Source organism: Nitrosomonas halophila, from assembly GCF_900107165.1.
Classification (GTDB): domain Bacteria; phylum Pseudomonadota; class Gammaproteobacteria; order Burkholderiales; family Nitrosomonadaceae; genus Nitrosomonas; species Nitrosomonas halophila.
This window is the reverse complement of record NZ_FNOY01000002.1, coordinates 79,212-91,602: the sequence shown is the minus strand read 5'-3', so window position 1 is coordinate 91,602 and position 12,391 is coordinate 79,212. Positions and strand designations below refer to the sequence as shown.

Below are 12,391 nucleotides of genomic sequence, written 5' to 3'. Positions count from 1 at the left end.
TCAATAATATCATGCCCCTTTCCAGGGCTCACTCCCATGTTGAATTTAACCATACTGTTGTTGCTGGCCATGCTGATGCTCGGCGGGTGCGCCCAAAGCGATGTCGATCCGCTGACACAGAAACAGCCACCCTGGGTGAAGACCGTTGCCCTCCAGCCGGATGGCCAGCCGCTCCGCGTTTATTCCGGTACGGTACGGGCGCGTCATGAGATTCCGCTCGCCTTCCAGGTTGGTGGCCGCATTCTGGCCCGCCATGTCGATGCCGGGCAGCACGTGACGGCCGGACAATTGCTGTTCAGTCTCGATCCGCGCGATCTCGATCAAGCGGCGCGGGCCGCTGCGGCCGAGCTGGCCGCTACCGATGCCGCGCTGGCGACAGCGGCCAGTGAACTCAAGCGTCATCGCCAGCTGGTCGCACGGGATTTCATCAGCCTGCAGGCACTGGAGCGTTTTGAGCTCGCGGCGCGTGATGCCGCCAGCCGCCGCGCTGCCGCACAGGCCCACCTTGCCCAGGCCCGCAATGCGCGTGCTTATGCCGAGCTGCGGGCTGCGCAGGCTGGCGTGCTGATCGAGGTCAGTGGTGAACCCGGCCAGGTCATCAGCCCTGGCGAAGCAGTGGCCATGCTGGCGCAAGCAGGTGAGCGCGAAATCGAGGTTTTTCTGCCTGATGGCAGCCAACCGCCCGCTACGGGCCATGTACATCTGGCCAACGGTGACGCCGTCCGGCTTGCATTGCGCGAAGTTGCCGGTGCTGCCGATCCGGTCAGCCGCAGCTGGCGTGCCCGTTACCGTGTGATGGGCATGGAGGCCGGTTTTCCGTTGGGAAAAGTTGTCCAGGTTGCCCTGCAGGATGAGGCAAGCGAAACCGGTGTGCTGGCCGTGCCCCTGGGCGCGCTGGATGAGCGCAGCGATGGTGCGCGTATTTGGCGAGTGCTCGAAGGCCGCGCCCAGCCGGTGCCGGTTGAAGTGGTGGCGCTCACCGCCGAGCAGGCGCGGATCCGGGCCGATTTGCCAGCCGGTACAAGAATTATCGCGCTTGGCACGCATTTGCTGACGCCCGGCATGCCGGTCAGGGCGCGCTGACAATGAATTTTCCCAATCTTTCCGCCCTGGCGGTGCGCGAGCGCGCGGTCACGCTGTTTTTTATCCTGCTGTCGGTGCTGGCCGGCATTTATGCCTTCCTATCGCTCGGCCGCGCCGAGGATCCGGCTTTTACGGTGCGGGTGATGGTGGTTTCCGCCATCTGGCCGGGAGCGACCACCGAGCAGCTGCAGCTGCAGGTGGTCGACCGCCTGGAAAAGCGTATCCAGGAAGTCGAAAATCTCTATCGCATCGAAACCACCATCCGTCCCGGGCGGGCCGACCTGCAGGTCGAGTTTCATGACTACACGCCCAGCGCGCTGATTCCCGAATTGCTCTACCAGGTACGCAAGCGCATGCAGGATGAAGCGCCCAGCTTGCCCCAAGGGGTGATCGGGCCGATCATCAACGATGATTTCTCGGATGTCTATTTTTCTCTGATAGCGCTGACCGCGCCGGGGTTGCCGCTGCGGGCGCTGACGCGTGAGGCCGAGGCGATTCGCGACCGCCTGCAACGGGTCGAAGGCATTCAGAAAGCACTCATTCTGGGCGAGCGCAGCGAGCGCGTGTTTGTCGAGTTCGATCTGGCACGCTTGGCGAATCTTGGCATTTCGCCGCAGGTGATTTTCGATGCCATCGAGGCTAACAATCAGCTGATGCCGGCTGGCTTTCTCGATCTGGCCGGCCCGCGCGCATATTTGCGGGTCGATGCCGATCTGTCCGATCCGGAGCGGCTGGCAGCGGTGCCGATCCGTGCCGGCGAGCGCTTGCTGCAGCTGTCCGATCTGGCGACTATCCGCCATGGTGTGGAGGATCCGCCCAGCTATCTGGTGCGCGCCCATGGCCAGGATGCGGTGCTGCTGGGGGTCGTGATGCGCAAAGGGGAAAACGGCCTCGACTTCGGCGACCGTCTGGCAGCGTTCATCGCGCGCGAGCAAAACCGCCTGCCGCTGGGCATGAACCTGCTGCCATTGACCAACCAAATGGATGCGATTATGGCGGCGGTCAACCTGTTTCAGGTGAAGTTTCTGGTCGCGGTGGCGGTGGTGATGGGGGTGAGCATTCTCGCCATCGGCCTGAAGGCCGGGCTGGTGGTGGGCATTGCCATTCCGATCACGCTCGGGCTGACTTTCCTGTTGATGAAAATGGCCGGCATCAATCTCGATCGCATCACGCTCGGCGCCCTGATCATCGCGCTCGGCCTGCTGGTGGACGATGCGATCATCGCCATCGAGATGATGATCGTCAAGATGGAAGAAGGCTGGGACCGGGTGCGGGCGGCCGGTTATGCCTGGAATATCACCGCCGCGCCGATGCTGTTTGGCACACTGGTGACCGTTGCCGGCTTTGTGCCGATCGGTTTCGCGCAGTCGGGTGTCGGCGAATATGCGGGCAACATCTTCTGGGTGCTGGCTTTCGCGCTGATCCTTTCCTGGCTGGTGGCCGTGACGTTCACGCCGTATCTCGGGGTGAAATTGCTGCCCGACTTCAAGGTCCACGCGCACGCCAATGAATCGTTATATGCCACCCGGCCGTACCGGTGGCTGCGCGCGCTCATCACGGCCTGTGTGCGGCACCGCAAGACGGTGGTGGCAACCACTGTGGTGCTGCTGGGGCTGAGCATTGCCGGCATGGCCTTGCTGGTGCAAAAGCAGTTCTTCCCGGGTTCCGACCGGCCTGAGGTGCTGGTCGATATCTATCTGCCGCAAGGCAGCGCGATTGGCGCGACCGATGCCACCGCCAGAAAAATTGAAGCCATTCTGGCCGCCATGCCTGAAGTCAAGACGCTGTCGAGCTTTATCGGTGCCGGTGCCCCGCGCTTCTTCATCTCCGCCAATCCGGAACTGCCCAATCCGGCTTTTGCCAAGATCATTGCAATCGGGGAGGATGCCGATGCCCGCGACCAAATCATGGCGCAACTGCAGCGACATATCGACGCGGGCGAATTTCCCGAGGCCCGGGTGCGCGTGACTCAGCTGCTGTTCGGACCGCCTGTGATCTGGCCGGTGAGCTTTCGCATCATCGGCCCCGATCCGGCTACACTGCGCGAGATCGCGCACCAGGTGCGCCGGGTGATCGCGGCGCACCCGAACACGCTCGATCCCCATCTTGAATGGGACGAGCGCGCCCCGGTATGGCAGCTGGTGATGGATCCCGAACAGCTGCGGCTGATGGGACTCACGCCGCGCGACGTCGCCCAGCAATTGCAATTCCAGCTCGATGGGGTGCCGGTGACCGCGCTGCGCCAGGATATCCGTACCGTGGAAGTGCGCGCCCGTGGCCAGCGCGATGTCATGCCCTTGCCTTATGATCTGGAAATCAGGACCCAGGACGGGCGCAAGGTTGCCCTGGCGCAACTGGGCCAGTTGGCAGTGCATTATGAAGAGCCCGTGATCAAGCGCTACAACCGCGAGCGCTCGCTGGCCGTGCTGGCCGATGTGCAGGGCGCACAGGCGCCGGATGTGACCATGGCGATCTGGCGGCAGCTGGACACGGTGCGCAGCCAATTGCCCGAGGATTACCGCATCGACATCGCCGGTTCCGTGGAGGAATCCGGCAAGGCCGATGCCTCGATCCAGAAACTGCAGCCGTTGATGGTTGCCCTGATGCTGATCTTCATCATGCTGCAGATGCGTGCCTTCTCGGGCACTTTCATTGTGGTGGCGACTGCTCCCCTGGGGCTGATCGGTGCGGTGGCGGCGTTGTTGCTGTTCGATCAGCCATTCGGCTTTGTTGCTCTGCTGGGTTTGATTGGCCTGGCGGGAATCCTGATGCGCAACACCATGATCCTGACCCAGCAGGTGCAGGACAACTTCGCGGCAGGCATGGAAGCCTGGCCGGCAGTCGTTGAAGCAGCTGTCCGGCGGGCGAGGCCCGTAGTGCTGACCGCCCTGGCCGCCGCCTTCGCTTTCATCCCGCTGACCCTGGACAGCTTCTGGGGGCCGCTCGCCTACGTGCTCATCGGTGGCGTGCTGGTGGGCACCGTCATTACCCTGCTGTTCGTCCCGGCGTTGTATGCACTCTGGTTCCGGTTGGGGAAAACAGCGGCCGATATCTGAAGCGCTCTGCCCAAGCGGGACCGCGAAGCCATCCAGTGCTGGCAGAGCGCGGTGCGCTCGCGCACCTTCAAATTTTGACCCTCATCAGCCAGCTCCATAAGCCTCTCAGCCAGCATTGGTGTTCATTTGTGTGCATTCGTGGTTCCCGCATTTAGCTTTTTTCCAGCATATCCAATACTTCCATCAGACGCCGCTTGGCTTTATGTTCTGTGCGCAGGCGTGTAATCAATCCTTTCCAGTTCTCCGGTTGATGGGTTTCTTGGTAAACCGCGCGCATCTGCCGCAAGTAGGTGGCTGCTTCTTGATATGCCTTGGGTTTGGTCTGGCCGATCAAGCGGTCAACGATCGATTGCCAGATCTGCAGCGAAATGGCGGGGTGGCTTGCTTTGACGGCTTGAGCCAGTACCTGATCAATTCCCCAGCTTCGATACTGGGTCTTGATCAATGGCTGGTAATGCGCGATGGCATCGTCATGACGCTCTTCAAGTAGGGTGATTTCGATCAATGTATTATGGTCCGGGAAGCTTCCGGATCTCAGATTGCCGGATTTGGGAGCTGCCGCTTCGGGTTCCGGAAGCGGCCAGGTGATCTGGATTTGATCGCCGATGATGGGGCGCTGGCCGGTCTGTAGAAAGCCGAGAATTCCATCCCGTACTGCGGGCCATGAATTGGCCTTGGTAGCGGCCTTGCGAAGTTTGACGTAATTCTCTTTCGAGGGCTGAGCAAAGAAACTCTCGGCCCAATAGGCTGCTGCCAGATCGAATTGCCCTGTTTCCTCGGCCAGCTGCCTCAGTTGCTGTTGTAGGCCCCTGGCAATGCCAGGCGCATCGCGGATGGTTTTGTTGAACCCATGTATGCACCATTGCCGGGCCCGGTCTTGCTCTCCGGTTTCAAGCAATGTCTCGACCAGGGCCTGGTAATCCTTAGTGCGATCTGCTTCCTGCTCCAGAAGCGGGATAAGCTGTTGTTGCTGCCCGCTTCTGGCGTAGGCATCACATAGCAAACTGACGAATTGTTTGCGATGATAAGTTGTCTGAAAATCTTCCGGCCGTGGCTGCGTTTGCGCTAATTGCTTTTCAAGTGCGGTGGCAACTTCATGCCAGTGCACTTCCGTGTAGCGGCTATCGTTCAGAATTTCATCCGTGTTTGTCAGCAAGTCGAATTCATCTTCGAGCCCATGCCTGATCAACCACAGTAATTGCTCCGATGGCGTCAGCGAGGTCAGGGGCAACGCTTGCAGGACAACATCCAAGCAAGCGGCAATGGCCATGGCTGTTTCGCCTTCGTCCTGGGATTGCTCGACCTGCTCTTTCCCTTCTTCCCAGAGTACTTCGCCCAGCGTCAGCACTGCATCGGGATATCCGCTGTCAAGCAGCATCTGGAACTGCTGTTCGATGGGGGAATAGTCGGGGAGATCCCCCCTTCCTCTCCAGGAATCGAACCATGCTTCTTCGGCGGTCAGCTTTAAAATATCTTTCCGTAATGCCCGGATGACTTTATCAATATGCCCTGTCTCCAGCTGCGCAGCATCGCGGATTTGACGGGCAACGCCTGGATGCTTGTTTGCTAGATCAATGACCAGCGCCAGTAACGCCTCGCGGCTTTTTCCGGATAGGAAGGATGCAATGTCAGCCATTCTGTTCTGGGTATCTTTTTCGGAAATGAGGTACGTATCGGGATTATTATTGTCCGCCCCTGCCCATTCTTCGCTGTCGTCAAACAACAAGATGAATAAGTCATCTTGTGGATCGAGCAAGGGAATTGCCTTGTTTTGCTGCTGCCGCGCGATAGCCGCCAGCAGAACTGCTATCACATGTTTGCAGGGGCCCCAGCCATCATAGGGACAGCTGCAGTCAAAATGAAGCTCGCCGCCATCCTGACGGCTGACCGAGGTCGCATACCGATCGCTGCCCGAGACCCAGGCAGCCAGTGCGCCATTTTCGGTGCGCGATAACTGCGAAACATGCTTCACGTAATCTTCGCCGCGATGGTAGATTTTGCTGCCGGCCCATTCAAGAAGCTCTTGGCGGGTCAGGCCTTCCAGGGTATTTTTAATGGTGCACATTTTTCTTAATCTGTCTCATACTGATTCTCAACTGGATGCATGAAGCTCAGGATAGTTTCTCGTCCATTTTTATGGTACCAGGCACTGCCAAATGATAAAGGTATTTTGTTTGCTGCTAACATTTTATGGGCGTTCCGATGCAACTTGAAATAGGAAAAATCCTGCATGCCAGCTTGCTGGTTGCCGATCTGGAGCGGTCGCTGGCATTTTATAACGGGGTACTGGGGCTGGAAGTGGATGATGCCCGGCCCGGCCTTGGCTATCCCGGCGCTTGGCTGCAGCTGGCCGGCCATCAGCAGATTCATTTGCTACAATTGCCGAATCCCGATCCATGCGAGGGGCGGCCCGCACAGGGTGGGCGGGACCGGCATGTCGCGCTGGCGGTAAATTCGATAGAGATCCTGGAAGCACGGCTTTGCGCGCATGGGACCCCCTGCAGCCTCAGCCAATCCGGCCGCCGCGCGCTGTTTTGCCGCGATCCGGATGGCAATGCACTCGAATTTGTCGAAACCCAAACCGGATAATGACTTTTGAACGGTGGTATTTTCAGCGCAGAGTCAGCAGGAAGATGCTTTCGCGCATTTGACTCAACCCGCGTTCACGAAAGCGCGGGTTGTGCGCGAGCACATCCAGTTCCGCCAATAACCGTATTTCAGCATGTGGCTGGTAGAGTGCCGCGACTTCGCCAGGCGTGACCGCAAACGGTGGCCCGGCCATTTCCGCCTGGGGATAATCGAATGCAATCAGCAGGATCTGGGTGCCAGGCGGCAGAATCTGCAGCAGATAGCTGGCATAGCGCTGGCGCATCGCAGGCGGGAGCGCCACCAGCGAGGCGCGGTCGTAAACCGCTTGCACGCTGGCAAGATCTTCCCTGCCGAGATCGAAAAAATTGCCACAGCGAATATCGATATCATCCACCCGGTAATGCACAAAGCTGTCATCGCGCATCCGCTCCGGGACGAGCGCCTGTTCGCTGAAGAACGCCTGTACCGCGAGATCGCTCAATTCCACGCCGAGCACTTTCTGCCGCTGATTGCGCAGCCACAGCATGTCGCGGCTTTTGCCGCACAAGGGGACAAAGACTTCGCCGCCTTGCGGCAGATTCAGCTCATGCCAGTATTGGCGCAGATATGGGTTGATGTCGTCTTGATGAAAGCCGATGTCTCCTTGCTGCCAGCGTGTTAACCAATAGTCCTGTTCCATGTCCAATTTCCAGTTTGCATTCAGTGAATGATGATCGAACCGATCACCGTTGCTTAGGTCTCATGTGATTGTATAGGGCGCGCAAGCGCATCCTGCATTTTTAAACAGTTTCGTTTGTTAGGCCTGGTTTCATCATTTTTGTTTCCGGCCACAGGTTTGTGCAGTAATCTTTTCAATTTCTTCAAGTGACAAGCATTTGTTTTCTCCACCACGATTGATTGCCGCCGGATCCGGGTCTTGCCGCCGCAATCGGCAGACCGGATATCTTCCGTCGAATCGGGCTGGCAATCAAACGGATAGACCAAAAACTTCATGATGCGCTGGGATATTTTCTGCCATGTCATCGACAATTACGGCGATATTGGTGTGTGCTGGCGGCTGTCGCGCCAGCTGGCGGCGGAACATGGCATCAGTGTGCGCCTGTGGGTGGATGATTTGGCCAGCTTGCAACCCCTTTGTCCGGCAGTCGATACCCGTCTGGCGGTGCAACATTGCCAGGGCGTGGAGCTGAGGAAATGGGTCGAACCCTGGCCCGATGTGGAACCGGCCGAGGTGGTGATCGAGGCATTCGGCTGCGAGTTGCCGCAGCGCTATGTCGAGGCCATGGCGATTCCCCGGCCTTGTCAGCCAGACCAATGCTCCGAGGACAAGACAACCAAGCGCGTCTGGATCAATCTGGAATATCTGTCGGCGGAATCATGGGTGGAGGGCTGCCATGGCCTGGCTTCACCCCATCCACGCTTGCCATTGACCAAATATTTCTTTTTTCCCGGCTTCAGCGCGGCGACCGGCGGACTGTTGCGCGAGGCCGGCCTGCTGGCGCAGCGCGCTGCGCGCCAGCGTCAGCCAGCGACCGGCTGGCGTCAGCTCGGCCTGCCCGAACCGGAAACCGGCCAAACCACGGTTTCGCTGTTTTGTTATGACCATGCGCCCATCAGCGCCTTGCTGGCGGCGTGGGCGGCGGCCAGCATGCCGGTGCGCTGCCTGTTGCCAATGGGCAAGGCGCTTGCGCAGGCGGCGGGCTGGGCTGGCAAAACTGCGCTCAAGGCAGGCGATCGCGTGATGCGCGGCAACCTGACCCTGCAAGTCATCCCCTTTCTGACGCAGGCCGATTATGACCACCTGTTGTGGTTGTGCGATTGCAACTTCGTGCGCGGCGAGGATTCGTTCGTGCGCGCGCAGTGGGCCGCCCGGCCGCTGGTCTGGCAGATTTATCCGCAAGCGGACAACGCGCATCAGGTCAAGCTGGAAGCCTTTCTGGCGCGCTATTGCCAGGGGCTGTCAAATGATGATGCGGCCGCAGTGCGCCGTTTTCATGGCTGCTGGAATGGCGGCGGGCGGCTGCTGGATTGGGACGGTTTCTGGTGGCGGCGCGCACGCCTGCAGGCCCATGCCCAGGCCTGGGCCACACAGCTTGCGCAGGCTGCCGATCTTGCCTCCAACCTGGTCGATTTTTGTATGAACCAGCAGGCGCCCGATCAGTCAAATGATTCAACCATGCAGGGTGCAGGTACCCTGGGCCAAACGGCATATGATTGATAACTAAGATGTTATTTGTTTGCAATCCGTGCAGGCAGACCGCCGAAAATTGGATTTTTGACGGGGGTCAAGCTATAATGCATGTCATTTTTTACCCCAAGATATCAGATGAAAACAGCTCAGGAACTTCGTGTAGGTAACGTATTCATGCTCGGCAAGGACCCCATGGTGGTGCTGAAAACCGAATTCAGCAAATCGGGCCGCAATGCCTCCGTCGTGAAAATGAAATTCAAGAATCTGCTGACCGACTCGCCCAGCGAAGCGGTATACAAGGCGGATGACAAGTTCGACGTGGTCTTGCTGGACAAGAAGGAAGTCAGCTATTCCTACTATGCCAATCCCATGTATGTATTCATGGATGACGAATACAACCAGTATGAAGTCGAAACCGACACCATGGGGGATGCGCTCGACTTCTTGGAAGATGGCATGCCCTGCGAAGTGGTGTTTTACAACGACAAACCCATCTCAGTGGAACTGCCCAACTCGGTGGTGCGCGAAATCACCTATACCGAGCCCGCCGTCAAAGGCGACACCTCCGGCAAGGTTATGAAGCCCGCCAAAATCATCAGCGGCTTCGAACTGCAGGTCCCACTGTTCTGTGAAATCGGCGACAAGATCGAAATCGATACCCGCACACGGGAATACCGCAGCCGAGCCAAGTAATGACAACCTGTCACCAGGAAGACAAGGGAGCTGCCAGGCTCCTTTGTCGTCTCTGGGGATGCTCAATGACGAATTGGCAATAACCAAAATCCCATGATAATGGTTCGGCATTACCACCCATTTGTCCAATTCGATTTCATCGCGAATGATTGCCGTTTTCCGCCATTCATCCGCAACAATCTGCCCCAACTCGTTCAATTGCATTTTTCCGTCCACGATATCCCCGAATAGACATTCCCGGTTCTGGATGCACAGGGCCACGAAATACGCACCCGCTTGAGAATAATCGTATCCCTTCAGACGGATCGAACGGCGCCGGTTTTTGTTATGGAACATGCAGGCTGCAAGTCGTGCGCCAGCAGGGATGTTTCAGCCTCTGAGCGCGGGTAATGATTCTTCCTTGGGCACAAATTTGAGTGCGATGCCGTTGTTGCACCAGCGTTCCCCGCGTGGCGGTGGGCCATCGTTGAAGACATGGCCTTGATGTCCGCCGCAGCGCACGCAATGGTATTCCGTGCGTGGCTTGATCATTTTGAAGTCGATCCGGGTCGCGACATGTCCGGCAATCGGCTGGGTAAAACTCGGCCAGCCTGTCCAGCTTTCGTATTTGTTCCGGCTTTCAAACAAGGGCAGATAGCAGGCGGCGCAGATGAAGGTGCCTTCCCGTTCTTCATAAACCAGGTTGCTGGATTCCGGGCGTTCGGTGGCTGCTTCGAACAGTATTTCATAGGCCCTGGGCGACAGCAGTGCACGCCATGCCTCGCGTGGTTTGTCCAGGGGGGTGATCGGGCTGGCTGCTTCTCCCACAACTTGTGCCCGCAGGCATCCGGGTAGCAGCGGCATCATGCCGGCTACGGCGAGTGTTCGTAACAGAGTGCGTCGTTTCATAAAAGCTTCTCCAAATTTATCAGGGGTGATCGCAGGCGGCTTGCGATGGCGCCTATCAGCGCACGCCGGATGCGCATAGGCTGAACACCATCATCAAAACCGATCGGCCGTTGTTGCTGATCGGGGGGTAGACAATCGCTGATTGTAACCCTGCTACTGCCGAAAGAGTCCCGGCGACAATGGCCGATGAGTGTTTGAGCAATCTTCGGTTAGCTATTTTAGTTGGGTTGGCAACAGCCTGGGGCGGGAAGGTGCTCGGATCTGGGTATTTGCCGCCTCGGTTTGACACACTCCTGGCTTTCTTATACTTTTTCCTTTCCCTCTATTCCCATATTTCAAAAGGACCATGCTTTTATGCACCCCGCTCTCCAGTCTTTGAAGGCCCGTTTTGCCGAACTTGATGATTTGCGGCGGACAGTGTCCGTGCTTCATTGGGATATGTCCACCCATATGCCCCAGGATGGGACAGGGTCGCGCGGCCGTATGATTGCCGCGGTCGAGAAGATCGCCCATGAGAAACTGATCGAACCGGCTGTCGGCGAGTTGCTGGAGACCGCATCGGGATTGCCCGCTGCAACCTTGGCGGCCGAGGATCGGGCATTCCTGCGCCTGGCACAGCGGCAGTTTGCCCGCGCCTCGAAAATACCGCCTGCTTTCAAGGCCGAATTTCTTCATCATATGACGGAAACTTATGATGTCTGGGTGCATGCGCGCAAGGCGAATGATTTCAACGCCGTGGCCCCCTTTCTGGAAAAAACGGTCATGTATTCACGGGCGGTCTCGGATTATTTCAATTCGGGCGAGACTGCCTGGGTTCACCCGATGGACCCGCATATCGAAGATGCCGACCCCGGCATGACGACTGCGGGCCTCAGGACGCTGTTTGCCGCGCTGCGGCGGGAGTTGGTGCCCTTGGTGAAGGAATTGTCGTCTCGTGAACAGCCGCGGACCGATTTTCTGTCGCGGGTCTATTCCAAGCCGCGGCAAATGGAATTTCTGAACTGGCTGGCCAGGCATCTCGGCTATGATTTCAATCGCGGGCGCCAGGATCTGACCTATCACCCGTTCATGACCAAGCTGGGCGCCGGGGATGTCCGCATTACGACCCGGGTTGACGAGACCAATCTTTGTGATGGGCTTTTCAGCACCATTCACGAGTCCGGCCATGCCTTTTACGAGCTGGGCATTGCCCCGGGTCTGGAGGGAACCATTCTGGGTTACGGCGTTTCCGCCGGCATTCACGAGAGCCAGAGCCGGTTGTGGGAGAATCTGGTGGGCCGCTCGCGTGAATTCTGGACATATTTTTATCCTCACCTGCAGGCCCATTTTGCCGATGCGCTGCAGGATGTCTCGCTGGATGAATTCCATCGCGGCATCAATCGCGTGCAGCCTTCATTGATCCGGACCGAGGCCGATGAAGTGACCTACAATCTGCATGTCATGATCCGCTTCGATCTGGAAGCGCAGCTGCTGGAAGGTTCGCTCAAGGCCAAGGATCTGCCCGCTGCCTGGAACGACCGCTACGAATCCGATCTCGGTGTGCGGCCGGCGTCCGACGCTCAAGGCTGCCTGCAGGATGTGCATTGGTTTTATGGCAGCGTGGGTGGCATGTTCCAGGGCTATACGATCGGCAACCTCTTCAGCGCGCAGTGCTTCGATGCCGCGCTCAAGGCGCATCCGGACATACCGGAGGCGATCTCGCGTGGGGATTTCAGCACCCTGCATGCGTGGCTGAAAGAAAACATCTATCGGCATGGTTCAAGTCTGTTCCCGCAGGAGCTGATCCGGCAGTTGACCGGTCAGGATCTGTCGCCGGCGCCCTTTCTGGCATACTTGGGGCGGAAATATTCATAGGAACCATGCCACCGGGACAAGGCGCCGGTAGTGCGGC

At 58.3% G+C, this 12,391-nt stretch carries 9 protein-coding genes; 6 read left to right on the top strand and 3 right to left on the bottom strand.

The window, feature by feature from the left end; genetic code table 11:
- The first annotated feature begins 36 nt into the window (after positions 1-36).
- Positions 37-1,083, top strand: a complete 1,047-nt coding sequence (locus BLV85_RS00985; RefSeq protein WP_218132749.1) for an efflux RND transporter periplasmic adaptor subunit — start codon at positions 37-39, stop codon at positions 1,081-1,083.
- Between the two features lie 2 nt (positions 1,084-1,085).
- A complete protein-coding gene (locus BLV85_RS00980; RefSeq protein WP_090411171.1) occupies positions 1,086-4,139 on the top strand; it encodes an efflux RND transporter permease subunit in 3,054 nt (1,017 codons plus the stop codon).
- Positions 4,140-4,290: 151 nt separating this feature from the next.
- On the opposite strand, the gene BLV85_RS00975 is transcribed toward BLV85_RS00980, so the two are convergent.
- Positions 4,291-6,204, bottom strand: a complete 1,914-nt coding sequence (locus tag BLV85_RS00975; RefSeq protein ID WP_090411170.1) for an SWIM zinc finger family protein — start codon at positions 6,202-6,204, stop codon at positions 4,291-4,293.
- Between the two features lie 137 nt (positions 6,205-6,341).
- On the opposite strand from BLV85_RS00975, the gene BLV85_RS00970 reads away from it, so the two are divergent.
- Positions 6,342-6,728, top strand: coding sequence for a VOC family protein (locus BLV85_RS00970; RefSeq protein WP_090411224.1), 387 nt, complete (start codon positions 6,342-6,344; stop codon positions 6,726-6,728).
- 22 nt (positions 6,729-6,750) lie between these two features.
- On the opposite strand, the gene BLV85_RS00965 is transcribed toward BLV85_RS00970, so the two are convergent.
- A complete protein-coding gene (locus BLV85_RS00965; protein WP_090411168.1) occupies positions 6,751-7,407 on the bottom strand; it encodes a thiopurine S-methyltransferase in 657 nt (218 codons plus the stop codon).
- Between the two features lie 312 nt (positions 7,408-7,719).
- On the opposite strand from BLV85_RS00965, the gene earP reads away from it, so the two are divergent.
- The gene (earP, locus tag BLV85_RS00955; protein WP_342706984.1) at positions 7,720-8,946 is read left to right on the top strand and encodes an elongation factor P maturation arginine rhamnosyltransferase EarP; all 1,227 of its coding nucleotides are present in this window, start codon (positions 7,720-7,722) and stop codon (positions 8,944-8,946) included.
- A gap of 108 nt (positions 8,947-9,054) precedes the next feature.
- Positions 9,055-9,612 (top strand): elongation factor P, encoded by a 558-nt coding sequence (gene efp, locus BLV85_RS00950; RefSeq protein ID WP_090411164.1) that lies wholly within the window; start codon positions 9,055-9,057, stop codon positions 9,610-9,612.
- 369 nt (positions 9,613-9,981) lie between these two features.
- Here efp and msrB read toward each other — a convergent pair whose 3' ends face one another.
- On the bottom strand, positions 9,982-10,500 hold the full coding sequence (gene msrB, locus BLV85_RS00945) for a peptide-methionine (R)-S-oxide reductase MsrB (RefSeq protein WP_090411162.1): 519 nt from the start codon (positions 10,498-10,500) through the stop codon (positions 9,982-9,984).
- A 354-nt stretch (positions 10,501-10,854) separates the two neighbouring features.
- Here msrB and BLV85_RS00940 point away from each other — a divergent pair, with 354 nt between their 5' ends.
- Positions 10,855-12,354, top strand: a complete 1,500-nt coding sequence (locus tag BLV85_RS00940; protein ID WP_090411160.1) for a carboxypeptidase M32 — start codon at positions 10,855-10,857, stop codon at positions 12,352-12,354.
- Positions 12,355-12,391 lie beyond the last annotated feature (37 nt).

Coding starts and splice junctions, on each gene's coding strand:
- BLV85_RS00940 (WP_090411160.1), top strand. CDS start 10,855: ATGCACCCCGCTCTCCAGTCTTTGAAGGCCCGTTTTGCCGAACTTGAT.
- BLV85_RS00985 (WP_218132749.1), top strand. CDS start 37: ATGTTGAATTTAACCATACTGTTGTTGCTGGCCATGCTGATGCTCGGC.
- BLV85_RS00965 (WP_090411168.1), bottom strand. CDS start 7,407: ATGGAACAGGACTATTGGTTAACACGCTGGCAGCAAGGAGACATCGGC.
- efp (WP_090411164.1), top strand. CDS start 9,055: ATGAAAACAGCTCAGGAACTTCGTGTAGGTAACGTATTCATGCTCGGC.
- BLV85_RS00975 (WP_090411170.1), bottom strand. CDS start 6,204: ATGTGCACCATTAAAAATACCCTGGAAGGCCTGACCCGCCAAGAGCTT.
- BLV85_RS00980 (WP_090411171.1), top strand. CDS start 1,086: ATGAATTTTCCCAATCTTTCCGCCCTGGCGGTGCGCGAGCGCGCGGTC.
- msrB (WP_090411162.1), bottom strand. CDS start 10,500: ATGAAACGACGCACTCTGTTACGAACACTCGCCGTAGCCGGCATGATG.
- BLV85_RS00970 (WP_090411224.1), top strand. CDS start 6,342: ATGCAACTTGAAATAGGAAAAATCCTGCATGCCAGCTTGCTGGTTGCC.
- earP (WP_342706984.1), top strand. CDS start 7,720: ATGATGCGCTGGGATATTTTCTGCCATGTCATCGACAATTACGGCGAT.